This window comes from Maribacter sp. Asnod1-A12 (assembly GCF_045063735.1).
In the GTDB taxonomy this organism is placed as follows: Bacteria; Bacteroidota; Bacteroidia; order Flavobacteriales; family Flavobacteriaceae; genus Maribacter.
Genome location: NZ_JBEFNZ010000006.1, coordinates 1,882,568 through 1,907,041, shown reverse-complemented (window position 1 = coordinate 1,907,041; position 24,474 = coordinate 1,882,568). Strand labels below are relative to the sequence as shown.

The window sequence follows — 24,474 nt, the reverse complement described above, 5'->3', positions numbered from 1 at the left end:
AATATTTTCTATGTCAGATATCTTAGATAGCACACAACAGTATGTAGTTGACTTACTTACCAATCATTTAGATAAGAAGTTCTTATACCATAATCTAAGACACACCCAAAGAGTCGTTAAAAGTACTAAACAATTACTGGAATCATGTTCTCTGCCCGAACAGGATAAGGAACTTTTAGTATTAGTAGCCTGGTTACACGATACCGGGTACACTAAGGGAATAAATGAACATGAAGAAAGTAGCTGTGAAATTGCAGAAGAATTTTTAACCGCACATGGGTATGACAAGCAAAATATAGATAAAGTTAAAACGTGCATTCGTGCCACGAAATGGAACGCCAAGCCTACTAATTTGATGGATGAAATTATACGCGATGCCGACTCTTCTCATTTCGCTCAAAGTAGTTATTTAGAAACTTCTGATTTATTACGAGAAGAACTAAGGTTACTCGGTATCAAAAACTATACTCAAAAAGATTGGTTAGAACTTAATATTCAGGTTTTTAGAACCGACCATCAATATTATACCGATTACGCAAAAGAAAACTGGCTTGAAAAAAAAGACAAAAATTTAAGGAAACTTGTAAAAGACAAAAAATCTGAAAAAAAACTTGCAAAAAAAGAAAAACTAAAAGCCCAATTTAAAAGTGAAAGTCCAGATCGCGGTATTCAAACCTTATACCGAGTTACATTAAAAAATCATATTACACTCAGCGATATTGCCGATACCAAGGCGAACATTTTATTATCTGTAAATGCTATTATTATTTCATTAGCATTGTCAAATCTCATTCCAAAACTAGACAACCCCTCTAATGATTATCTAATTTACCCTACGGTAATATTTGTATTTTTCAGTGTAGTGTCTATGGTACTTGCTGTTTTAGCTACAAGACCTAATGTTACCAGTGGAGAGTTTACAAAAGATGATGTAGCCAACAAAAATGTGAATTTATTATTCTTCGGAAACTTTCATAAAATGGCATTAAGTGAATATGAATGGGCAATTAAAGAAATGCTTAAAGACAAAAATTATATATACAATTCTTTAACCAAGGATCTTTATTTTCTTGGAGTAGTATTGAACAGGAAATATTCTCTTTTACGATGGACCTATACTATATTCATGATCGGTATGATTCTTTCAGTAATAGCATTTGCTGTTTCGTTCAAATTTTTTGGTCCAGACCGTAAAATAGAACTATTAAGTCAGGTTTTATTCTTTTAAAGCATCCATTAAATCTTGATAGGTATACGTCTTTTCTGGCTCTTGCTCTCTCTTATATAAAATTTCTGCGCGTATTGCTTTCAACCCAGACACGCCTTGCAAACCCTCTAATTCTACAATTTCGACCTTATTCGTAAAACAACCCTTAGACCTAAGAAATTTAATATATCTTAAATACTCTAGTTCGTCTTTCTTTTGGGAGTATACTATAGAGAGAACTCCTTTTTGAGTTAAGCGCTGATCTGTACCTTTTATAAAAGATTTATCAATTCTTTTTTTGATTACCTCATAACGCGCATTATAAGTACCATCTACATCAAATTGTTTTTCATCCATTCTAAAACGAATAGATAGCGATGTGTTGTATACTAATATTAAAGATGCTGCATCTAACGGTACGGGTAACTTTGGCTTTAAGGAATAATGAGCGTTTTCCATTTCACACATTACCTGTAATTGCCACAACCTTAGATTGTTAAGATACAAAGAATTGTACTCCTTATTTTCTGATATTGAAGATCCAATATATAAGTTATGTTCTACACCATCTGTTTTGTAACGCTCATAAAAATGAGGAAACATAGCTTGAGCCGTTTCTTGTCTTTTATCAATAACAGCAGATAATTTTTTATTGATCAAGGTTACACTTTCGTCATAGTTCTTTCTATGATCATAATAAGAACCTGTACCCATATCTATTTTAGACTCATAAGCCAAAATATGATTTTCTATATTTTTATCAGATTTTTTCAAATGTTCAAATACCGGAGAAATCTCTTCGTTAACGAAGTCAAAAATAGCTTGCTCACTATTTGTATAAAGCATTTCCTTTATACTTTCTAAATGATTGTTTACCCTAAAAATCAATTCCTCATAAATAGGTAACTTCCATTTCTTTGTTGCGATATGGAGTACATTATCAATTTCAGATAATTGAATCATTAAATCTCTTTGAATAGCTAAATTTCTAGCATGCGAAGAATCTTTGATATCTATTTGACCGAATAGAGGGTATACATCTTTAAAAACAATTTCTTTAAAAGATGGTGATCTACCTTCAGTTTGATCAACTATGAATTTCTTTGCCTCCTCTTTAAATTTCCAATATACAGACGAATGAACCGATGTACACTCGTTCTGTATAATAGCATCAATTCGGTTATCTTCTTCTATTTTAGCTCGAACCACTGCAGAAACTATAAACGGCAAAACATCATCTAATTTTTGAGCGTTTACACCATTAAGCACACCTTTCTTTTCAGAAACAATTTCAAGAACACCTAAAAGATTATTCTCAGAAGCAATAGGGGCAAAAATCGCACTCTGCACCCCTTGCTCTTTTAAACCTTTATAAGGCTGCATACCATCCGATTTTTTAACCATGCGATCCATATCTGCAATTGTAAAATATGAATTATGATCTATTAGCTTATCGTAAGAGTCTTCACATAAGGCACTTTTACAATCAATTGCATGTTCACCTCTTAAAAGAAAACTCTCGAAACCAATACCGGTAACCTCTTCAAATTGATCTTTTTTTGCATCAAATGCAGCAAAACCAACCTTTATATTTGGTAACCTGAAAAAAGACTTAAAAGTTTCCTGTAAGTCATTCATAAATTTAACAGGCTGCAAAGTATCCTTAGAAATCAATTTTGATTTAATGTTTGAAATTGCCTGCTCCATCGTAACATCGAACAAATTGGCAATTACAAAACCTTTGCTGATAAAACTTTCAGGAGGAATTTTTTCCATCCAAAGAGACGCATCATTAGGATTCGCTAAAAGCTCATCTACATCTTCTTGGGTAATTTTCTTTGCTTTATCGGTAGGTATAATATCTATAAAATCGGCATTATACAAAATACGATAATGACGCATTACGCCATTAGCATCTGGAATATCATAAAAATAAGGACGACTAAAATCTAAATGGTAACCGTAATAATAATTTAAAACAACTACACAGCTCATGATATAATCCATATCCTCGCCAACATTTCTCAATTCTGGTACGTAATCATCACCAGCTTCTTGAATTATATTCTGAAAGCGTTTAGAAGACTTAATGATTATGTCTTGATAAGGTAACGTAGCAACTTTTATCTCATTACCACTTAAAGCCTCTGTAAAGGTATCTTGTAAAATATGTTCAATTAGACCAATATTTTTCTCTAAAAGAGTAAAATCGGAAAAACCATCTCGTAATTCAGGAAATCCTTTTTCTACAGCCAGAATTCGCTCTGCCGTAGCTGCTAAAAAAGGATCATCACCCTCTAAATGTTCATCATACTTCTGTAGAAGTTTTTCAAAACTTATAAGGTGCTTAACCGGCATAATCTTTCTATCGAACTTTCCCATGACCTATTTAGTCTACATTTTTGGTGTAAAGTTACAAAACCCAACCAGTTTTTTAGCTTACTAAGTTCTTATGATCAACGGGATTTTCGGATATTTAGCGAAAAATACAGAATGTCATCGGATAGCAGACTTACAAGAGCTTATAAAAATGCTAAGGTTATTCCGTTTGACGATACCTCAAAATTTATACTTTTCAGCGATTGCCACAGAGGCGATAATAGTTTTGCTGATGATTTTGCCAATAACAGAAACATTTATTTTCACGCCTTAAAATTTTATCATTCCGAGGGGTTTGATTATTGTGAACTTGGTGATGGCGACGAACTTTGGGAGAACATTTATTTTGAATCTATTTTTGAAGCTCATAAAAACGTTTTTAAACTTTTAAAACAATTTCATTTAGAACATAGGTTACATATGATTTGGGGCAATCATGATATGGTCTATAAAGATGAAGCCTATGTTAGAAAAAACCTTTCCAGTTATTTTGAGCCCATTGACGATAAGGATAAATCACTTTTTGAGGGCATCAAGTACCATGAAGCTCTTATTTTAAAACACACAGAAACACAACAAGAGATTTTTCTAACCCATGGGCACCAAGCAGATTGGTGGAACTATCGATTCTGGCGCGTTGGCAGATTTTTAGTTAGAATACTCTGGAAACCCCTTCAAGTTTGGGGTATTGCCGATCCAACCTCTCCAGCTAAAAATTATACTGAACTTATTAAAGTAGAACGTCGAATAAAAAAATGGATATTAAAAAATAATTTAAAAGTTACAGTAGTCGGTCATACTCATAGACCTCGTTTTCCTGAGCCTGGTGACATCCCCCTTTTTAACGATGGCAGTTGTGTTCATCCAAGAAGCATTACCGGAATTGAAATTGAAAAAGGATGTATTTCTTTAATAAAATGGCAAATAAACACTACCGATGACGGCACACTACGCGTGGTTCGTATTTTATTGGAAGGTCCACAAAAACTATTAGATTACATTAATAAAAAATAATTAAGAATCATTTATATCATAAAATATATCTTCTTTTTTTAAGTATTATCAATTACAATTTTTTTTATTTTAACAATAAAATATCTACAAAAGATGTGACTTAAGTAAGGTTTTGGTTTCTAAATAAATACAATCTATTAAACCTTATAAAATGAAAAAATTTATTGCAGAATTTATTGGCACCTTGTGGCTTGTATTAGGTGGTTGCGGTAGTGCCGTGCTTGCCGCAGGATTTCCAGAAATGGGTATTGGCTTTGTCGGGGTATCTTTAGCTTTCGGTTTAACAGTCGTTACTATGGCATACGCTATTGGTCACATCTCTGGCTGTCATTTGAACCCTGCAGTAACAATTGGTGTTTGGGTCGGCGGGCGTTTTGATGGCAAAGATGTTTTTCCATACATTGTCGCACAGGTTATGGGTGGTATCGCAGGCGCTATCATACTCTTTCTAATAGCTTCGGGAAAAACAGATTTCGTTTTAGGCGGATTCGCATCTAACGGTTATGGCGAGCATTCACCAGGCGGATACGGTATGACTTCTGCGTTGATTATTGAGGTTGTAATGACCTTCATATTCTTATTTGTTATTTTAGGCTCTACTTATACAAAAGCACCGAGAGGATTTGCCGGTTTAGCAATCGGACTTTGTCTTACTCTTATTCACTTGATTACAATACCTGTTACCAATACATCGGTTAACCCTGCGCGTAGTACGAGCCAAGCTCTTTTTGTTGGGGATTGGGCTTTAGATCAACTTTGGTTATTCTGGCTAGCACCTATCGTAGGCGCAATTTTAGCTGGATTAGTTTACAAAGCTATTTCACCGGAAATGACAGATAAATTATAGAATTTTAAAGAATAAGCTCATCGTATTACATAAAATATGATGAGCCTTTTTTTTATGGTATATTTAGAGAATCAACTAAACTAACTCGATTCAAATATGCCTTTATTTATTGTTATTCTAGGAATTCTTCTCCTATTTATTCTCATTGCAAAATTTAAACTCAATGCTTTTATCACCTTTATCATCGTTTCTTTATTCGTTGGTATCGCTGAAGGTATGGAACCCATTAGTGTGGTCGACTCTATTCAAAAAGGTATCGGTAATATTTTAGGATTTCTTGTTATCATTTTAGGTCTCGGTGCTATGCTAGGCAAGTTGGTTGCCGATAGTGGTGCCGCTCAAAAAATTACGACCAAATTAGTAGAGAAATTTGGAAAAAAGAACATTCAATGGGCTGTAGTATTGACAGGTTTTATAGTGGGTATACCCATGTTTTACTCAGTAGGTTTTGTCATTTTAGTCCCTCTAGTTTTCACTATCGCCGCTGCAACTGGTCTACCACTTTTATATGTAGGCTTACCAATGCTAGCTTCCTTATCAGTAACACATGGTTATTTGCCTCCACACCCAGCACCAACGGCTCTTGCAACCATGTTCAACGCTGATATCGGTAAAACTTTATTGTACGGCATCATAGTAGCCATACCCGCAATAATCGTTGCCGGACCATTACTTTCAAGAACCTTAAAAGGAATTAACGCCACACCACTTAAAGAATTTCTAAACCCTGTAGTTTTAAAGGAAGATGAAATGCCCAGTATGACGAATAGCATTATCAGTGCACTTTTACCTGTTATTCTTATTGCAGTTGCTGCATTAGCTCAGCTTTTACTCCCTGCAGATTTCTTTCTTACCAAAATTTTAGTTTTTATGGGTAATCCAGCTATTGCCATGCTTATTGCCGTTTTAGTTGCCATTTATACTTTGGGTTTAGGTCAAGGAAAAAGTATGAAAGAGGTCATGGATTCTGTTAGTAGTGCAATTACAGGTATTACTATGGTACTTCTCATTATTGCTGGCTCTGGTGCATTAAAACAGGTATTAATAGATAGCGGCGTAAGCACTTATATTGGTGCAATCTTAGAGCAATCTTCTATTTCTCCACTAATTCTTGCTTGGTTAATTGCTACTGCCATTAGAGTTTGTGTCGGGTCGGCAACTGTTGCAGGCTTAACTGCGGCAGGTATAGTTTTACCACTTGTTCAAGGTACTGGCGTAAGCCCAGAGTTAATGGTATTGGCAATTGGTTCTGGTAGTTTAATGTTATCCCATGTTAATGACACGGGTTTTTGGTTATTCAAGGAATATTTTAATCTTTCTGTAAATGACACCTTAAAAAGTTGGACAGTTATGGAAACAACAGTTGGTGTTATGGGATTGATAGGTGTTCTTGTTTTAAATACTTTTATATAAAAAAATACAAATGAAGCCATCTGAAAGAATTAAAGAATTGGGATTGATTTTACCACCTGCTCCACCACCTGCAGGTTTATATAAACCTGTTTTAGTCGTTGACCATTTTCTATATATTTCTGGTCAGGGTCCTATGCAAAATGATGGTTCATTGATTGTCGGTAGAGCTGGTCATGATATGACTATGGAGGAGGCTAAAATTGCTGCAAGGCAAGTTGCATTGACCATGCTTTCTACGATTCAGACTCATTTTGGCGATATCGATAAAATTAAAAGAATTGTAAAAACTTTGGGAATGGTGAATTCCACTCCTGATTTTGGTCAACAACCTTTTGTCATTAATGGTTTTAGTGAACTCATAGCAGATATTTTTGGACCTGATAATGGTGTTGGTGTTCGTAGTGCCGTTGGTATGATTTTACCCGGTGGAATTCCTGTTGAAATTGAAGCTCATTTTGAACTACATCATTAACAGTTATGGCAAACGAAAATTGGTATTCTATAGATAAAACAGCCGGAGTTATTTCCCCCTCTTTATTGGTGTATCCAGATAGAGTTCAGCATAACATCGATATGATGATTTCTATGACCGGTGATGTAAATCGGCTACGCCCACATGTAAAAACCTATAAAAACGCCAATATTATCAACATGCAAATGGCAAAGGGAATACAAAAATTTAAATGCGCTACTATTGCTGAAGCTGAACTACTTGGTAACTGCGATGCCGTTGACGTATTATTAGCGATGCAACCCGTTGGTGCTAATGCACAGCGTTTTATTGAATTGATTAAAAAACACCCAAGCACGAAGTTCTCGACCCTTGTAGATAATTCTAAAACGCTTAAAATTCTTAGTGCACTTGCAAAATCTCATCACATTAAAATTCCGCTTTGGGTAGATATCAATAATGGTATGAATAGAACGGGAATCATACCAGACCACGATGCTCTAGAATTGTACACTCTATTACATGAAAATGAATTTTTAATTGCTGAAGGTTTACATGTTTATGACGGTCATCTTCGTAATTCGGACCCCGTTAAACGAGAACAAGAATGTAATACAGCTTTTGAAGCGGTAATCGACTTAAAGAAGAGTATTGAAAATAGAAATATACCTAGCCCAAAAATTGTAGCTGGAGGTTCTCCTACTTTCCCTTTTCACTGTAAACGAAAAGATGTAGATGCCAGCCCCGGCACCACTCTCCTTTGGGATTCTGGTTATGGAAACCAATTTCCGGAAATGGGCTTTTTGCCAGCTGCAGTATTGTTTACAAGAATAATTAGCAAACCAACTACTGGCATTTTATGTTTTGACTTGGGTCATAAATCAGTTGCCCCTGAAATGCCTTTTCCTAGAATTGAGTTTTTAGACTTAAAACACAGTAAACAAATAAGTCAGTCCGAAGAGCATTTGGTGGTAGAGTATGATGATTTAACCATACCAGAGGTTGGTGATGATCATTACGCCATACCTAGACATATTTGCCCTACTGTGGTGAAATATGACACACTTACCGTGATAAAAAATAATGCCGTTATCGATTACTGGCCAGTAACTGCCAGAACTCAAAAATCTACTATTTAAGCATGTTTATATTCGATGCCCATTTAGACCTTTCTATGAATGCCATGGACTGGAATCGCGACCTTACTTGGTCTATTGAAGAAATTAGAAAAAGTGAACAAGGTTTAACCGACAAACCTGGTCGTGGCAATAATACCGTTTCTTTAGAAGCGATGAGAAAAGGGAATGTCGGACTCTGTATGGCGACGCAAATTGCTCGTTATGTCCATAAAGACAACACCCTACCAGGTTGGAAATCTCCCCAACAGGCATGGGCACACACGCAAGGGCAATTAGCGTGGTACAAAAGCATGGAAGAAGCCTGTGAAATGGTTCAGATTACCAACAAAAGCCAACTTGATGCCCATTTAGCTCTTTGGCAAACGGATGAAGAAAAAAAGCCTATTGGCTACTTACTTAGTCTTGAGGGTGCAGATTCTATCGTTGATATTTCATACCTACAAAAAGCATATGATTCAGGCTTAAGAGCTATTGGTCCGGCACATTATGGTCCGGGTACTTATGCTCACGGCACAAATTCAGTAGGCGGAATCGGAATGAAAGGAAGAGAACTTCTAAAAGAAATTGAACGATTAGGTATCATACTAGATGTTACTCATTTGTGCGACCTTAGTTTTTGGGAAACGATGGTTAATTATGACGGTCCGTTATGGGCAAGCCATAATAATTGCAGGGTATTAGTTGACCATCACAGACAATTTACCGATGAGCAGTTGAAAGAAATCATAGGTAGAAAAGGGGTTATAGGTGTTGTTCTTGATGCTTGGATGATGACACCAACTTGGGAGAGAGGTGTTTCCACTCCGCAATCTGCGAACGTAAGTCTACAGCAGATACTAGATAATATTGACCATATTTGCCAATTAGCGGGTAATGCGAATCATGTGGGTATAGGCTCTGACCTTGATGGCGGATTTGGAAAAGAACAAGGTCCTGCAGATGTGGATACCATAGCAGATTTACAGAAAATGACCGGACTGTTAGAAAATCGAGGTTATGCGCAATCGGATATTGAAAAAATTATGAACGGTAATTTCATTGACTTTTTAAGACGAAATTTACCCTCTTAAGCCATCGTTCATCGAATAATTAAGGCATCGACAGTTTTTTAACGAAGCCTTAAGTACCCATGGCAGGGTATTTGTTATCTTTATTTCATCATATTAAAGATTAGATGAGAAACCTTTTATTTCTTTTTATAGTATTGTTCTGCTTTTCTGCGGTACAGGTTTCTGCGCAAACAGATTTACCTACCTCAAAACCACTTAAAATTGACAAAGTAAACCCCGTTAATTCCAATGGAACTCCAAGTTCGGGATCGGTTCTGAACATGCCTAATTTAATCAAAGAACAACCTAGTATAGACATGACAGCACCTAACCCTGTAAAAATGTTAGCTGATGAAGAACTCGTACAAGCAGGTACAGGTATGAAAATTGATCCACGCATTGGCCCAGGTGAGCGATTAAGTGGTTCTGGACAGTTCTTTGCTGACCAATATTTAGGTGATGTAAAAAGTAGCGGTAAATTTATTGGTATCGTTTGCAGAGATCATGAATATGTAGACGGTGATCGTGTAAAAATATACATGAACGATATGGTGGTAGAACAGAACCTACTATTAACAGGTGCTTTTAAAGGAATTAATGTTGACCTGCAAGACGGTTTTAATCGCTTAGACTTCGAGGCACTAAACCATGGCTCTTCAGCACCAAATACCGCACAGGTAGATATTTACAATGATAAAGGAGAATTGATATATTCAAATAAATGGTTATTATCTGCTGGTTCTAAGGCGACTTTAATCGTTACGAAAGAATCTATGTAATAGTATTACATAATCTTATTTGCCAAATAGTGCTGTACTTCGTAAACATCAATACTCTTATTGAATTTCTTACTTACACTAGGTACATTTTCACTTGATATCTAGATTTTTAATTCGGCATCCAAATCAAAAGTTCCTGAAGTCTCTAAAGAAAATCTTGAGATATTTTTATAAGGTAAAGATTTGTATTCAACTTTACTCCCTGTAATGCCCTGTATATCTATCAATATCAATATTAATCGTTTATCAGTAAACATAAAAACATCTCGCAGTAAAGAAAAACCCAGTTCTATTTGCTCACCTTCAACAAGTAATCTTCCATATTTTTGTAACAATTGCTCTGTAGAAACTTCGCTAGCGTTACCTAATATTTTGTTCAATAAGCCCATAATTTATCTTCTTTATCAATTTACCTCTTACCCGGAACATAGGTCTCCTCCGCTCTTTTCAAAACATCTTCGCGGTAATAAGGTACTTCTTTCCAATCTACATTTTTATATCTAATAATTTGATCATCAAAATGTGGAGAAGATGGATCTCCACTTTGCCCACCAGCCAACATACTTTTAGCTTTTACGGTATCACCAAATTCTACGACCGCCACAAAACTATTACCTCTTGTACCATATAATTTTTTTGCCCCTTCTGTTTTATAACGTGCTCCATATGCAGCCAAAGCTCCCCACCTTCCTGAAGCAAAACCAATTGGGATGCTAGGCTTAGAATCATCAAATTGTTGAACGATATCCCCCGTAATTCTTTGATATCTATTGACCTCTCCCCAAGGTATGTTCCAAGTAACAAAATCGGCTGTTAATTGATCTATTACTTCTTCAAAAACTTTCAACGATTCTTCTGTATGGGTACCGAAATAGGTCATGCGTTCCATATCACTGATATTTTCTGGGTGTTTTGCTCTTTTACCCATAGCTGTACCATAAAAATGTGCCAAAGTCATAGCTACTTGATCTTCGCCAGTGGTATAATCCCAATCTTCGAGGATCTTAATTGGTTCTCTTAACTTCGGATTTTGGTCGTCATCAGAATAATAGGTTTTCACCAAACCAGGTATCAACGCTTTGAAAGCTGGTAAATATGGGTCATGCGCTAATTGAATTAAGCTATCTACGGTATATCCTTTTCTATCCGTTAATAATTCTATTGCATGTACCCCTCTAAAATTCTCTTGGTCTTTAGACATGTAATTTGGGTAGTCCTCTTTTTTAGGGCTAAATTCTAAAGCCGATGTATAAGGTGTAGAATTACAGTTTTGTATCCATCCATTTTCTGGGTTGAGAACTAAGATATTTTCATCTACCGTATGCAAACCTTGCCAATCTGTTTTAGGATCACTACCATCGACCGGTTCTGTATAATCAAATAGAACATCTCGTTTTGGAACGTAATTACCATGAAAATAAGCGATGTTTCCTTCCGCATCTGCATACACCGTATTGTTGCTGGAATTGGTACGGATATCCATCATTTCTCTAAAACCTTTATAACCATTTTGCTTTGTGCGGATGAATGACTGCTCTAATGCTTTTACCGGTTCCCACATCATGGCAGATGCCGTCCATTGCCCTTCGGCAACGTGTGTTATTGGTCCGTGGTGGGTTCTATATGCCGGGTATTTTTTCTCTTTAAACTTTTTACCATCTAGATATTTCAACACTATCTCAGATGATTGTACGGGTCGTAATTCTTCTCCATATTGATAGAATAAATTATCATCGTTATTAACTATTGTCTCCTTGAATTCATCCATGACATCTGTATAAGTTGATGTATGCATCCATCCGGTTTTCTCATTGAATCCTTGGTAAACGAAAAACTGACCCCACGTTACCGCTCCATAAGCATTTAATCCTTCCTCAGAAACTACATGAACTTCTCCCCTAAAATAAAACGAGGTATGCGGATTGATTAATAATAATGGATTACCAGATTGGGTTAACTTACCTGAAATAGCAATACCGTTAGACCCTTGTGGCTCTTCTACTTCTTTTTCTTTTTGCAACTGTATCGCTTCCATTTCTGGCAAAGCCATATTGCTATCATAAAAAGCGGCTATCTTCTTTGTTGAAATACGCTCAATATCTCCGCCAATAGATCCTTCGCTAAAGTACATTGGCATCCAAGGTTCGAAATGAGTCAACAATCTCGGTTTTACTTTTGGGTGCGTGTATAAATAATAATTCACCCCATCGGCAAAGGCATCACATAATTCTTTCAACCAAGCGGGACTCTTTTCATAATTTGCTTTGGCCTCTTCTTCTGTCATAAATAGCTTCGCACGTAAATCACTATACAACGCTTCTTCGCCATCTACTTCTGCCAACCTACCTGTTGCCCAAATATAGTTTTGCTCCACACGATTAAAATCATCTTCGCATTGGGCATACAACAACCCGAAAACTGCATCAGCATCTGTCTTACCATAAATATGAGGTACTCCAAAATCGTCTCTTATTATTTCAACATTCGCAGCTTGGGTTTCCCATTTTTCTATTTCACCCTTCTCTGGCTTATTAGTCTTACATGATAAAACCAATACAAATGCCAACAAATAAATAATTCTGCTCATAGCTACTATTTTAATAAATTCTTGAGATGTATAAATGTACTTGAAATTTACCAACTTCCGCTTGATCCTCCACCGCCAGAACTTCCTCCGCCACCGGAAAAAGAGCTGCCACCGCTAGATGAACTACTGCCCGAACTAAAGGAATGCGTTCCAGAAGACGAGAATGTTTTTCTGTAATAAGATTTGTCATTTTTGATCCAAGAAATGCTCAAATCTTCTTTACCAGAAATCTTAAGTTTTATATATGCTATGACTGCGGCTATGCCAAAAAAAGGAAGAAGTAACCACAGTAAAAGACTGGGTTCATCAAAAATAAAAGCTGCAGCCTGGGAATTGGACATATAAATACTGTAGCCTATAATTAGAGGAACAATTGCAAATACCAAACCGAAAACACTTGAAAAGGATCCTGCCAAAAGCATAAACACCCCAGGCAACACCCCTAATTTACCCATGAGTACCCCTCTAAAAACCTCAATAACATTGACATAGCTTTTAAGAAAGAAAAAGCTACCAACCCCTACAAATATGGAGAAAAATATACCAAGAAATATATTCGTATATAACTTCTCTTTAGAATCTTCATCTGCAATCTCTTGTTTAAACTCGTCAAGTGCTTCTGGATTATTAAGAAATTCTATGAGTTGATTACCAGCCTCATTAATACCCGTAAAATACGCCTCTTCTTTAAAATTAGGAATCATCGTATTTCTAATAATTCTTGACGCAACGGCGTCTGTAATATAGGGTTCTAAGCCATAGCCTACTTCAATTCTTACTTCCCTATCATTTTTAGAAAATAATATCAACAACCCATTATCTTTTCCTTCTTGACCAATACCATTTTGATTGAAAAGACCATTTGCATACGTTTCAATCGTATTAAAACCTAATTCATCTATAGTAACAATGACCAATTGATTAGTTGTGCCTTTTTCAAAATCAACTAACCGCTGATTTAATTCTACAACTTGACTTGAAGTAAAAATACCCGCACTATCCGTTACAAAATCACGCAAATCATAGTACTGCTCTTGTGCATTCGCATAAAACGTAACTAATAAAAAAAGAAAAATGGTTTTTTTAAGCATTGGCAGTTAATCAGGATACTCAAATATAAAAACCTTTATCGATACTCATAGCCAATATCAAAACCTATTCTAGATTCGGTAAAACTTTAGAATTGAAGTAACTTGCAATTCATTTCCGGTCGGTCTCGACTGCGCTGAACCGGACAATAGTATTTTAACCAGTAATTAGTAAGAGTAAACCCCTATGGCAGAAAAAAAAGTAAGTATTCTAACCGCATTCAAAACTATCATTTGGCCTCGTAGAAAATTGGTTTTGCTGGGCTTATTGCTTATTGTAATCAGTAAAGCTGCAAGTTTTGTTGCGCCGGTATCTCTACGGTACTTCTTAGATGACATCATACCTAATAAGAATTACGACCTATTAAAAATATTAGTTGCAGTGGTGATTTTTGCATTTTTGGTACAAGCGGTAATGTCATTTTTACTGACCAAAGTTCTTAGTATTCAGGCGCAATACATGATTTCCGAACTTCGCGCACAGGTACAAAAACAGGTACTTTCACTACCTATTCGCTTTTTTGACAACACAAAATCCGGCTCTTTAGTTTCCAGAATCATGAGCGATGTTGAAGGGGTTAGAAACTTAATCGGCACAGGACTCGTACAACTTGTTGGTGGTACCATTACGGCCGTAGTGTCTCTTGTGCTGTTACTAAGAATTAGCCCTACTATGACGCTTCTAACCTTTGTTCCTTTAATACTTTTTGCATTCATCGCTCTAAAGGCATTTAAAATTATTAGACCTGTTTTTAGGGAACGTGGTAAAATTAATGCCGAAGTTAAAGGCAGATTAACAGAAACACTTGGCGGAATTCGTGTCATAAAAGGATTTAACGCCGAAGGTCAAGAAAGTAAAGTTTTTGAAGAAGGTGTAGACCGATTATACCAAAATGTAAAAAAGAGTTTGACTGCTACCGCATTTATGACCAGCGCTTCTACTTTTTTATTAGGACTGGCAACTACCGGAATTATGATGGGCTTTGGTGGTTATAAAATGATGCAAGGCGAATTGACTACCGGCGAGTATTTTGAGTTTACTTTTCTTCTCGCCCTTATGGTGGCACCAATTGTACAAATGAGTAATATAGGAAGCCAATTGACTGAAGCTTTAGCGGGTTTAGACCGTACCGAAGAGTTAATGAACAAGGTTTCTGAATCTGATGAAAAGGATAGAACCATTACACTTTCTAACATTAAAGGTGATATGGTTTTCAAGGATGTATCATTCGCCTATGAAGAAGACAAAGATGTATTGCACAACATCAGTTTTGAAGCCAAATCTGGAGATGTTATTGCTTTAGTTGGAAGTTCTGGCTCTGGTAAATCTACAATCGCAGGTTTGGCAGCAAGTTTCTTGAATCCTGATTCCGGAGAGATTACTATAGACGGTACAGATTTATCAAAAGTTGACCTCACCAGCTTTAGACAATACTTAGGTGTGGTATTGCAAGACGATTTTCTATTTGAAGGCACAATTAGAGAAAATATACTTTTCCCTAGACCAGATGCTTCTGAAGAAGAATTACAAGCCGCTATTAAAGCAGCGTATGTTGATGAGTTTACAGATAGATTTGAAGATGGATTACTTACTGTTATTGGTGAGCGTGGTGTAAAATTATCTGGAGGTCAACGACAACGTATTGCTATCGCTCGTGCGGTTTTAGCAAATCCAAGAATATTAATTTTAGATGAAGCTACCTCTAACCTTGATACCGAAAGTGAAGCTTTAATTCAAAAGAGTTTAGCCGAACTTACCAAAGGAAGAACAACTTTCGTCATTGCCCACAGATTAAGCACTATTAGAAAAGCGAATCAGATTTTAGTTATTGAAAACGGACGTATTGCAGAACAAGGAACCCATGAAGAACTGATTGCAAAAGAAGGCAGATACCATAACTTGTTTACGTACCAGGCTAGGATATAAGTTGGCTGTTGTTCGTTATTCGTTGTTCGTTGTTCGTTGTTGGAAAATTAAAATAATTGTTGTTATTAGGGTAATCGAAAACTTAGGAACACAAATTTAGCAGATTGCTTCGGCGCGAAATGCTTCTCGCATTGACGGCAACAATAATACCTTCGTCAAAGCGAATGGAACACATAGCTGTTGGCTGTTGGCTGTTGGCTGTTGGCTGTTGGCTGTTGGCTGTTGGCTGTTGGCTGTTGGCTGTTGGCTGTTGGCTGTTGGCTGTTGGAAAATAAAAATTTATTTTCCAACATTAGACTAACACGAGCTTTTAAAATTAATTCAGCAGATAGCTGCGTTAGTTTCGATTACATCTCGTTTCTTAACAATGACGTTTATAGCTCTTCTGGTGCAAGCTCTACTTCTAGTCCGTCCATATCTTCGGTGATATGTAATTGACAGCCAAGGCGTGAATTATCTTTTACATTGAAAGCCTCTGATAACATAGCTTCTTCATCATCTCCCATTTCTGGAAGTTCTGTGTCTGATAATACATAACATTGACACGAAGCACACATAGCCATTCCTCCACAAATACCAATTGTACCTTCTGGCGCAAGTTCATAAGAACGAACTACCTCCATTAGATTCATGTTCATATCAGTCGGGGCATCTATCTCGTGCAACACTCCATCGCGGTCTGTTATTTTTATTTTGATATCGGTCATTCAATAATAATTTTTCAAACTTATAGCATTGTAGCCTTTCGACTGCGCTCAGGATGACATTTTAGTTTATTTATTCTATCGCTTTCACTACTGCTTTTGGCGCTTCTTTTTTGGTTCCGTCAAAACCACTTACACCACCTACGGTAGTATATTTCATGACATACTTTTTATCTGGATAAATTCTTTGGAAGGCACTTTGGCACATTAACGTTGCTTCATGGAAACCACAAAGAATTAGTTTTAATTTGCCTGAGTATGTATTTACATCACCTATGGCATATATTCCTGGAATATTGGTTTGATAATCGAACGTATCTACTTTAATAGCATTTTTCTCTATCTCTAATCCCCAGTCGCCAATTGGACCTAATTTTGGAGAGAGTCCGAATAAAGGAATAAAATTATCGACCTCTAAAGTAATCTCTTCCTTAGCATCAGAAATCTTTCTAATTAATACAGATTCTAATTTCTCTTCACCATTTAGGGCTATAATTTCTGCTGGGGTAATCAAGTTCAATTTTCCTGAATTTTTCAATTCCTGAACTTTCTCAACAGAATCCAAGGCACCTCTAAATTCGTTTCTCCTATGTACCAAAGTTACTTGAGAAGCTATATCAGCTAAGAAAATACTCCAGTCTAGGGCAGAATCTCCACCACCAGCTATGACTACTTTCTTATCACGATACACCTCAGGATCCTTAATCATATAAGCAACACCGTTATCTTCAAATTTTGATAAATTATCTAATAGTGGTTTTCTAGGTTCAAAGCTTCCCAATCCTCCAGCAATAGCAACAACCGGAGCATGGTGCTCGGTTCCTTTATTTGTGGTTACCACAAATGTACCGTCATCTAATTTTTTAATTGTTTCTGCACGCTCGCCTAGCGTAAACCCTGGTTGAAAAGACTTAATCTGTTCCATTAGATTATCTACCAAATCGCCCGCCAATACCTCTGGAAAACCAGGAATATCATAAATAGGCTTTTTAGGGTAAATCTCTGAACACTGCCCACCAGCTTGTGGCAAGGCATCAATTAAGTGGCATTTTAGTTTTAATAATCCGGCTTCAAAAACAGCAAAAAGACCTGTAGGTCCTGCTCCAATTATTAATATATCGGTTTTAATCATTACTGGAATTGTTTGTAATACTTCTCAAAATTATCAATCTATTGTTTTAAATATCATGACAATTATCAAGATTTAACCTTCTATATTAATTACATTTTGAATCTGTGGAGCGTATTTTTTAATCGTCATCTCTACCCCACTTTTTAATGTCATTTGATTGACACTACAACCAACACATGCACCTTCTAAACGCACTGTTACAGATTCATCTTCAATAGAAATAAGACTAATATCTCCACCATCGCTCTGTAAGAAAGGTCTAATTTCTTCCAATGCTTTTTCCACATTTACTTTAAGCTCTGTTGCAGTCATATCTATTTTTTGTTAACCGGCGAACAACCCGCCATTGTCGTAATTTTTATTGCTTCGGTCGGTGGCATTGTTTTGTTTCTAGAAACCACTTCACTTACTACCTCTTTTGTCAATTCTTCAAATGCCTTTTCAACAAGTGTTGCTGTTTGTAGTGCCGCTGGTCTACCAACATCACCAGCTTCACGTATACTTTGTACCAAAGGCATTTCACCAAGGAAAGGCACATTTAAATCTTCTGCTAGATTCTTAGCTCCGTTCTTACCAAAAATATGATATTTATTATCAGGTAATTCTGCCGGTGTAAAGTATGCCATATTCTCAATAATACCTAAAACAGGTACATTTATAGAATCTTGTTGAAACATGGCTACTCCTTTTCTAGCATCTGCCAGTGCAATCTCTTGTGGTGTACTCACAACTACAGCACCCGTAATAGGCAATGATTGCATGATACTTAAATGAATATCTCCAGTACCCGGTGGTAAATCGATCAACATAAAATCCAACTCGCCCCAATGTGCATCAAAAATCATTTGGTTCAATGCTTTTGACGCCATAGGCCCTCTCCAAATTACTGCCTGATCACGCTGTGTAAAGAATCCGATGGACAATAATTTTACACCATAATTTTCAACAGGCTTCATTTTAGACTTGCCCTCTACATTGACCGCTAATGGTTTTTCATTGGCAACATCAAACATAATAGGCATTGACGGCCCGTAAATATCGGCATCTAAAAGCCCTACTTTAAAACCCATTTTAGCTAAAGTCACCGCTAGATTAGCAGTTACCGTAGACTTACCCACACCACCTTTACCTGAGGCAACAGCGATAATATTGGTAATACCAGGAATAGGTTTTCCTTTTATCTCATTTGTTTTCGGTTTGGCTGCAGGAGCATCAACCTTAATATTTATTTTGATTTTAGCCTTTTCATACACCTCTTTATGGATGATTTTTAAAATCTCCACTTCGGTTTTCTTACGTGCTTGTAAACTTGGGTTGGCAATAGTTATATCAACCTCTACCTCATCACCAAAAATTTGAATATTGGTCACTGCACCACTTTCTACCATGTTTTGGCCTTCTCCAGGAACGGTAATATGCTCCAACGCCTTTAAAACATCCTTTTTATCTATCTTCATTTTAAAATTCATTCAAAACCCGCCTATTAGCAAGTAGGTTACAAAGATAATCCTTAGTTGTTAGATTAGGAAGCTAGCGTATTGAAAATGAATATGCCATTATAAATAGAATCTCTTTTTATCAGAAATTCAATTCACATTTTTTTATGATTTATCAAATATCATAAACTTTCTAAAAGACGTACTTTAGAATCCTCTTAAAACCAACTAACATGTACCAACCTACAAAAAGATTACCCCTGTTTCTATTTTTTAGTCTACTTACTTCATTAATCATTACATCTTGTACTAGCTCTAAAAATGAATTCTCTAAAAAAGATGTAAAACGATCACAGAAACTCATAGGTTTAGATTTTGGCAAACAATACATCGACACATTATACCCCTATTTACAGCGGAATAAAAAAGGGTTTGATTCCCTACGAAAATATACTCTAGACTACGATGTAGTACCTGCGGTTCGGTTTGACCCGCTACCTATGAATTTTGAGTCAAAACCACAAAACGGATTCCCGGAATGGAAAATACCAGAGAATATAGCGCTTCCTTCAAAAAAGGCGGACCTTGCTTTTTATTCCATACCTCAACTGGCATCACTCATCAAAAACAAAAAAATAAGCTCTTTTGATTTGACAGAGTTTTTTATAGCTCGGTTAAAGAAATACAATCCTATTTTAGAATGTACCATTACCATAACAGAAGAAATGGCGTTGGAACATGCTAAAAAAATGGATGCCGAACTGGCTGCAGGTAATTATCGCGGAATTCTTCATGGTATTCCTTACGGTGTAAAAGACCTAATGGCAGTGGAAGGCTACAAAACTACATGGGGTGCTGAACCTTACCGCAATCAACAAATTTATATGACCGCTAGCGTGGTTCAAAAATTACAAGATGCTGGCGGAGTGCTAGTGGCAAAATTGGTGTCAGGTTCTCTGGCTCGTGGTGATGTTTGGTTTGATGGAAAAACTAAAAACCCGTGGGATACTACCCAAGGTGCTTCTGGATCATCAGCAGGTTCTGGATCTGCAACTTCTGCAGGCTTGGTTCCTTATGCATTAGGTACCGAAACATTAGGTTCTATTTTATCACCTAGTACAAGAAACGGAATTACAGGTTTACGCCCAACATATGGTCGAGTTAGTAGACATGGCGTTATGAGCTTAAGTTGGTCTATGGATAAAGTAGGACCAATGGCAAGAAGTGCAGAAGACTGCGCAATTGTATATAGTGTTATTGCAGGAAAAGACCCTAAAGACGGAATGACTACCGATTACCCTGACGGATTTGATCCTAACAAAGATTACAAAACCCTACGTATAGGGTATTTAAAAAAAGACATAGAAAAAGATTCTTCGGATAGCAAAGTGAATCTGGATAAGGCAATTGCAATTTTTAAAGAAATGGGACTTACACTTAACGAAGTGGAATTACCAAAAGACGTTCCCTACAACAGTTTTGATGTCATACTAAGAGCAGAAGCGGGAGCATTTTTCGACGATATGGTTCGTGCTGAAGAAGTGGATAAAATGGTAGAGCAAACTCAACGTTCTAGAGCAAATTCTTTACGTCAAGCACGCTTTATTCCAGCAGTAGAATACATACAAGCAAACAGACAACGACAAGTACTCATTGAGAAAATGCAAGCTATCATGAAAGATTATGATGTTTTAATTTCACCAAGTTCTGGGAATAGGTTGTCGATAACAACGAATCTAACCGGTCACCCGGCAATTTCAATCCCTACTGGATTGGATGAAAAAAAACACCCAACCAGTGTTACTCTAGTGTCTAATTTATATGATGAAGCAAGTATTCTTTTATTAGCTAAAGCTTTTCAAGACCAAACCGAATTTGACGAAATGCATCCTGAAGGGTATACGAATTAGTGGCAGGTTGTTGGTTGTTGGTTGTTGGTTGTTGGTTGTTGGTTGTTGGTTGTTGGTTGTTGGTTGTTGGTTGTTGGAATATGTAATTTTAAGTTAAGTCAGAATACTTTTATTAATAAAAGTTTCTTGAAAATTTCCTTAAAACATATAAGTTCTCGACTGCGCTCGAAGTGACATTTTAGATATAGATTATTATTTGATGATTTATCCTATATATTTAAAAAGTTAGGATAAATCATCATTTCAAGACTAAATCTTTCTTCCGTCTAGAAGGTTGATGATCCTTGAACCGTATGCTGCATTCTTCTCGGAATGTGTTACTTGTATGATGGTCACCCCATCTTCTTCGTTCAATTTCTTAAAAATCTGCATGATTTCTTCGCTTTGCTGAGAGTTTAAATTCCCCGTTGGTTCATCTGCCAATATCAGTTTAGGATTTGCAATGAGTGCACGCGCCACACCAACCAATTGCTGCTGCCCTCCACTCAACTGTGTGGGAAACAAATCTTTTTTACCTACAATATTGAATCTATCCAACATATCGGCTACTAATGCTTTACGTTCTGAACCTTTCACCTTCTTATATAATAGAGGCATTTCTAGGTTTTCTTCTACCGTTAAATCATCTAATAAATGGTATGATTGAAAAACAAAACCGATGTACTCTTTATACAAGTTAGAACGATACTTCTCTTTTAAAGTATGAACCGATTCGTTCAAAAAATCATACTCCCCTTCATCAAACGTATCTAGCATACCAATCACATTAAGCAATGTAGATTTCCCAGATCCAGACGGACCCATAATAGATATGAATTCTCCTTCTTGAACTTCTAGATTAATATCCTTTAGCAAAAACACGCGTTGACCGCCCTGCTGAACCCATTTGAAAATATTTCTTAATTGTAATAACATTTGTTTATAGTGAATTAGTTGGTTAGTGAAATAGTGTATTAGTGGTTGTTGGTTAGCAATATTAAAAATTATTCCGTTCTTAAACTCTTTACAGGGTTTGCCGCTGCAGCTTTCATGGTTCTGGCACCTACTGTCAACAGCGCAATTAGGGCAGCTAACAATCCTGCACCAACAAAAAACCAGATACTTAACGGTACCCTAAATGCATAATCTTGCAACCATTTATCTAAAGCGAACCAAGCTATTGGCGCTCCTATGATGAAGGCTATACCTACCAACTTTAAAAAGTCTTTGGTCAATAATATGGTTATTGATGATGTACTTGCACCAATTACCTTACGTACGCCAATTTCTTTTGTTCGTTGTGCAACAACCAATAACGACATGGCAAACAAACCGATACAACTCAATACTATACCTAAAATAGAACCAGCGGTAATAATTGTAGCCATAGACTTCTCTTTTTTAAAGGTTCTATCTATATTTTCATCTATAAACGAACCTAAAAATTCTGCATTCGGCTCTACTTTATGCCAGGCATTTTTAATGGCATCAAAAGAACTTGCCATATCTGCAGGTGCAACTTTTACGTAGGCATAATACAAATCATAATTTTTGTCGAGAAAAAAAGTAAGCGGCTCTATGCTTTTACTAATATCTTGATGATTATAATTTTTTAATACACCAATAACATTATAGGCTACGGAATCTTCATCGAAATATATTCTTGTCGCTAAGGGATTATCTTCTTCATTCAGCTCTTTCACCATAGCCTCATTGATTACCATACTTAAACTATCTGCACTGTATTCTCTACTGAACATTCGCCCTTCTAACAATTGAATATCCAATGTCTTCGCATAATCATAATCTACATTGAGCACATTACTATTTACTATTCTGCCTTTATGCTCAAAACCAAACTTACTAATAGACATGCTGCCATCTCTACCTCTCCCAAAGTTATTATCAGACCCTGTTACGCTTAAAATATTGTTATTTCCGCGAAGCTCATTTCTCATAAGTTCTATTACGCGGTAACTGTCTTTCTTTCCGTTTAATGGTATAGAAACCACTTGTTCTTTATTAAATCCAAGATTTTTATTGCGCATAAACTGCAATTGCCCTTGAAAAACCAACGTACCTGTTATCAAAACGATTGCAATTACAAACTGCACTACTATCAACGCATTGCGCACTCCGTTTTTTCCCAATTCCCATTTGCCTTTAAGAGCTTTTAATGTGTTTAGCTTACTTAAAAGCAATGCCGGGTAACCACCTGTAAACAAGGTTACTATTAGAATCCCCAATAAAAAGCTACCCAAAATAGCAGGCGTCATTAAATTCTGAAAAGTAGCATCTGTATTAAAGAGTGTTTTATAGGGACCAATCAATAAATTAGAGAGTATTAGTGCCAAAACTACCGCAATGGCGAACACCATTAAACTCTCTAACCAAAATTGACCGAAAAGTTGTCCTTTTACGGCACCAAGGGTTTTTCTCATACCAATTTCCTTAAGGCGTTTTTCACCCAAGGCAATGTTCATGTTCACAAAATTGGCACAGGCAATAAAAATGATCAAAAAGGCGATGCCTAAAATCATATAAGGAAATGTTCTTTTTATTTGCAGTACGCCAGAATTAAAATTTGCGAAACGTTTGTCCGTATAAGGCAATAAATTAAGTTGACTGTAATTACCGTTTACATCTGGCTGTGCACCATCACGCTTCATATTATTCATTTGCTCTTCTTTGTGCAAAAGGGTAAACGCTACCGTACTTTCTTCAAACTGAGATTTAGAAACTCCGTCAGCCAATTGAAGGTATACTGGGTGATTTTGAGAATCCCAATCATCTGTATATTCTTTATAATCCCAATGGCTTTCAAATGGAATAGCAATATCAAAACTGACACTACTATTATCTGTTATGTTTTTTAAAATACTGGAAACCGTAAAAGGTTTTTCTTCCTTGCCTATTAGAATTCTTACGGTTTTTCCAACACCATCAGTAGTGCCAAATAGCTTTTTAGAAGCTTTTTCTGTAAGGGATACCGAGTTTTGATCAGGCATTGGTTTATTTGTATCCCCCAAAAGTGTAGGGAAACTAAAAATTGAAAAATAGTCGGCATCTACAAATTCTGCATCTAAATTAAAATCGTTATCGCCATACGACACAAGCGCATTTTCACTCAATGCCCTTGATATTTGTTTTACACCTGGCACCTCTTCTTTTAAAGCAGGAGCAAAAGGCACCGGATTAGCGGTAGAAATATCTGAACCTTTTGGAGTCTGATTGGTATAGTACACTTGATAGACCGACTCTTTATTTTCATGAAATTGGTCATACGACAACTCGAACAAGGCTGTCATCGTCAATAATAGTGCAACCGCAAATGCCAAGGTCAATCCCACAATATTTGCTGCAGTGAACACCTTATTTTTCAATAAGTTTCGCCAAGCGACTTTTATGTAATTCTTAAACATGTTTTGATTTT

At 36.4% G+C, this 24,474-nt stretch carries 19 protein-coding genes and 1 pseudogene; 10 read left to right on the top strand and 10 right to left on the bottom strand.

Going from position 1 to position 24,474, the window contains the following annotated elements:
• Positions 1 to 10 precede the first annotated feature (10 nt).
• Positions 11 to 1,228, top strand: coding sequence for a Pycsar system effector family protein (locus tag ACJJVP_RS08150; RefSeq protein ID WP_405412552.1), 1,218 nt, complete (start codon positions 11 to 13; stop codon positions 1,226 to 1,228).
• Here the strand turns inward: ACJJVP_RS08150 and ACJJVP_RS08145 are convergent.
• Positions 1,217 to 3,589 (bottom strand): GAF domain-containing protein, encoded by a 2,373-nt coding sequence (locus ACJJVP_RS08145; protein ID WP_405412550.1) that lies wholly within the window; start codon positions 3,587 to 3,589, stop codon positions 1,217 to 1,219. The two genes, ACJJVP_RS08150 and ACJJVP_RS08145, sit on opposite strands and share 12 nt — an antisense overlap.
• A 111-nt stretch (positions 3,590 to 3,700) precedes the next feature.
• Between ACJJVP_RS08145 and ACJJVP_RS08140 the strand changes: the two genes are divergently transcribed.
• The 7 genes from ACJJVP_RS08140 (at position 3,701) to ACJJVP_RS08110 (ending at position 10,278) form a co-directional block, all read left to right on the top strand.
• Positions 3,701 to 4,600 carry a metallophosphoesterase gene (locus tag ACJJVP_RS08140; protein ID WP_405412547.1) on the top strand — a complete coding sequence of 300 codons (900 nt, stop codon included), beginning with the start codon at positions 3,701 to 3,703 and terminating at the stop codon, positions 4,598 to 4,600.
• 151 nt (positions 4,601 to 4,751) lie between these two features.
• Positions 4,752 to 5,447: an aquaporin Z gene (gene aqpZ / locus ACJJVP_RS08135; RefSeq protein WP_405412544.1), complete on the top strand. Its 696-nt coding sequence runs from the start codon at positions 4,752 to 4,754 to the stop codon at positions 5,445 to 5,447.
• 96 nt (positions 5,448 to 5,543) lie between these two features.
• A complete protein-coding gene (locus tag ACJJVP_RS08130; RefSeq protein WP_405412542.1) occupies positions 5,544 to 6,860 on the top strand; it encodes a gluconate:H+ symporter in 1,317 nt (438 codons plus the stop codon).
• Between the two features lie 10 nt (positions 6,861 to 6,870).
• Positions 6,871 to 7,332, top strand: a complete 462-nt coding sequence (locus tag ACJJVP_RS08125) for a RidA family protein (RefSeq protein ID WP_405412540.1) — start codon at positions 6,871 to 6,873, stop codon at positions 7,330 to 7,332.
• Between the two features lie 5 nt (positions 7,333 to 7,337).
• Positions 7,338 to 8,450: a D-TA family PLP-dependent enzyme gene (locus tag ACJJVP_RS08120; RefSeq protein ID WP_405412538.1), complete on the top strand. Its 1,113-nt coding sequence runs from the start codon at positions 7,338 to 7,340 to the stop codon at positions 8,448 to 8,450.
• Between the two features lie 2 nt (positions 8,451 to 8,452).
• Complete coding sequence (locus tag ACJJVP_RS08115) at positions 8,453 to 9,520, top strand: dipeptidase (protein WP_405412536.1); 1,068 nt, start codon at positions 8,453 to 8,455, stop codon at positions 9,518 to 9,520.
• Positions 9,521 to 9,624: 104 nt separating this feature from the next.
• Positions 9,625 to 10,278 carry a hypothetical protein gene (locus tag ACJJVP_RS08110; RefSeq protein WP_405412533.1) on the top strand — a complete coding sequence of 218 codons (654 nt, stop codon included), beginning with the start codon at positions 9,625 to 9,627 and terminating at the stop codon, positions 10,276 to 10,278.
• A 5-nt stretch (positions 10,279 to 10,283) separates the two neighbouring features.
• Here the strand turns inward: ACJJVP_RS08110 and ACJJVP_RS08105 are convergent.
• From ACJJVP_RS08105 to ACJJVP_RS08095, 3 genes and pseudogenes are all read right to left on the bottom strand, one after another.
• A pseudogene (locus ACJJVP_RS08105) lies at positions 10,284 to 10,667 on the bottom strand (PH domain-containing protein).
• A 20-nt stretch (positions 10,668 to 10,687) separates the two neighbouring features.
• Entirely contained in the window at positions 10,688 to 12,865 is a 2,178-nt protein-coding gene (locus ACJJVP_RS08100; protein WP_405412530.1) for an acylase, read from the bottom strand.
• A gap of 47 nt (positions 12,866 to 12,912) precedes the next feature.
• Positions 12,913 to 13,956 (bottom strand): TPM domain-containing protein, encoded by a 1,044-nt coding sequence (locus tag ACJJVP_RS08095; RefSeq protein WP_405412528.1) that lies wholly within the window; start codon positions 13,954 to 13,956, stop codon positions 12,913 to 12,915.
• 184 nt (positions 13,957 to 14,140) lie between these two features.
• On the opposite strand from ACJJVP_RS08095, the gene ACJJVP_RS08090 reads away from it, so the two are divergent.
• Positions 14,141 to 15,880 (top strand): ABC transporter ATP-binding protein, encoded by a 1,740-nt coding sequence (locus ACJJVP_RS08090; RefSeq protein ID WP_405412526.1) that lies wholly within the window; start codon positions 14,141 to 14,143, stop codon positions 15,878 to 15,880.
• 374 nt (positions 15,881 to 16,254) lie between these two features.
• Here ACJJVP_RS08090 and ACJJVP_RS08085 read toward each other — a convergent pair whose 3' ends face one another.
• The 4 genes from ACJJVP_RS08085 to ACJJVP_RS08070 form a co-directional block, all read right to left on the bottom strand.
• A complete protein-coding gene (locus tag ACJJVP_RS08085) occupies positions 16,255 to 16,587 on the bottom strand; it encodes a 2Fe-2S iron-sulfur cluster-binding protein (protein ID WP_027065921.1) in 333 nt (110 codons plus the stop codon).
• A gap of 70 nt (positions 16,588 to 16,657) precedes the next feature.
• Positions 16,658 to 17,716: an NAD(P)/FAD-dependent oxidoreductase gene (locus ACJJVP_RS08080; RefSeq protein ID WP_405412524.1), complete on the bottom strand. Its 1,059-nt coding sequence runs from the start codon at positions 17,714 to 17,716 to the stop codon at positions 16,658 to 16,660.
• Between the two features lie 72 nt (positions 17,717 to 17,788).
• Positions 17,789 to 18,028 carry a NifU family protein gene (locus tag ACJJVP_RS08075; RefSeq protein ID WP_036156981.1) on the bottom strand — a complete coding sequence of 80 codons (240 nt, stop codon included), beginning with the start codon at positions 18,026 to 18,028 and terminating at the stop codon, positions 17,789 to 17,791.
• 2 nt (positions 18,029 to 18,030) lie between these two features.
• Positions 18,031 to 19,173, bottom strand: a complete 1,143-nt coding sequence (locus ACJJVP_RS08070; protein WP_405412521.1) for a P-loop NTPase — start codon at positions 19,171 to 19,173, stop codon at positions 18,031 to 18,033.
• A gap of 212 nt (positions 19,174 to 19,385) precedes the next feature.
• Here ACJJVP_RS08070 and ACJJVP_RS08065 point away from each other — a divergent pair, with 212 nt between their 5' ends.
• Positions 19,386 to 21,062: an amidase gene (locus ACJJVP_RS08065; RefSeq protein WP_405412518.1), complete on the top strand. Its 1,677-nt coding sequence runs from the start codon at positions 19,386 to 19,388 to the stop codon at positions 21,060 to 21,062.
• A 249-nt stretch (positions 21,063 to 21,311) separates the two neighbouring features.
• Here the strand turns inward: ACJJVP_RS08065 and ACJJVP_RS08060 are convergent, their stop codons facing one another.
• On the bottom strand, positions 21,312 to 21,977 hold the full coding sequence (locus tag ACJJVP_RS08060; protein ID WP_405412516.1) for an ABC transporter ATP-binding protein: 666 nt from the start codon (positions 21,975 to 21,977) through the stop codon (positions 21,312 to 21,314).
• A gap of 68 nt (positions 21,978 to 22,045) precedes the next feature.
• Complete coding sequence (locus ACJJVP_RS08055) at positions 22,046 to 24,463, bottom strand: FtsX-like permease family protein (protein WP_405412514.1); 2,418 nt, start codon at positions 24,461 to 24,463, stop codon at positions 22,046 to 22,048.
• Between the last annotated feature and the right edge of the window lie 11 nt (positions 24,464 to 24,474).

Bases quoted from the DNA above. Each gene is read 5' to 3' on its own strand.
- ACJJVP_RS08150 (WP_405412552.1), top strand. From the start codon at position 11: ATGTCAGATATCTTAGATAGCACACAACAGTATGTAGTTGACTTACTT.
- ACJJVP_RS08145 (WP_405412550.1), bottom strand. From the start codon at position 3,589: ATGGGAAAGTTCGATAGAAAGATTATGCCGGTTAAGCACCTTATAAGT.
- ACJJVP_RS08140 (WP_405412547.1), top strand. From the start codon at position 3,701: ATGTCATCGGATAGCAGACTTACAAGAGCTTATAAAAATGCTAAGGTT.
- aqpZ (WP_405412544.1), top strand. From the start codon at position 4,752: ATGAAAAAATTTATTGCAGAATTTATTGGCACCTTGTGGCTTGTATTA.
- ACJJVP_RS08130 (WP_405412542.1), top strand. From the start codon at position 5,544: ATGCCTTTATTTATTGTTATTCTAGGAATTCTTCTCCTATTTATTCTC.
- ACJJVP_RS08125 (WP_405412540.1), top strand. From the start codon at position 6,871: ATGAAGCCATCTGAAAGAATTAAAGAATTGGGATTGATTTTACCACCT.
- ACJJVP_RS08120 (WP_405412538.1), top strand. From the start codon at position 7,338: ATGGCAAACGAAAATTGGTATTCTATAGATAAAACAGCCGGAGTTATT.
- ACJJVP_RS08115 (WP_405412536.1), top strand. From the start codon at position 8,453: ATGTTTATATTCGATGCCCATTTAGACCTTTCTATGAATGCCATGGAC.
- ACJJVP_RS08110 (WP_405412533.1), top strand. From the start codon at position 9,625: ATGAGAAACCTTTTATTTCTTTTTATAGTATTGTTCTGCTTTTCTGCG.
- ACJJVP_RS08100 (WP_405412530.1), bottom strand. From the start codon at position 12,865: ATGAGCAGAATTATTTATTTGTTGGCATTTGTATTGGTTTTATCATGT.
- ACJJVP_RS08095 (WP_405412528.1), bottom strand. From the start codon at position 13,956: ATGCTTAAAAAAACCATTTTTCTTTTTTTATTAGTTACGTTTTATGCG.
- ACJJVP_RS08090 (WP_405412526.1), top strand. From the start codon at position 14,141: ATGGCAGAAAAAAAAGTAAGTATTCTAACCGCATTCAAAACTATCATT.
- ACJJVP_RS08085 (WP_027065921.1), bottom strand. From the start codon at position 16,587: ATGACCGATATCAAAATAAAAATAACAGACCGCGATGGAGTGTTGCAC.
- ACJJVP_RS08080 (WP_405412524.1), bottom strand. From the start codon at position 17,716: ATGATTAAAACCGATATATTAATAATTGGAGCAGGACCTACAGGTCTT.
- ACJJVP_RS08075 (WP_036156981.1), bottom strand. From the start codon at position 18,028: ATGACTGCAACAGAGCTTAAAGTAAATGTGGAAAAAGCATTGGAAGAA.
- ACJJVP_RS08070 (WP_405412521.1), bottom strand. From the start codon at position 19,173: ATGAAGATAGATAAAAAGGATGTTTTAAAGGCGTTGGAGCATATTACC.
- ACJJVP_RS08065 (WP_405412518.1), top strand. From the start codon at position 19,386: ATGTACCAACCTACAAAAAGATTACCCCTGTTTCTATTTTTTAGTCTA.
- ACJJVP_RS08060 (WP_405412516.1), bottom strand. From the start codon at position 21,977: ATGTTATTACAATTAAGAAATATTTTCAAATGGGTTCAGCAGGGCGGT.
- ACJJVP_RS08055 (WP_405412514.1), bottom strand. From the start codon at position 24,463: ATGTTTAAGAATTACATAAAAGTCGCTTGGCGAAACTTATTGAAAAAT.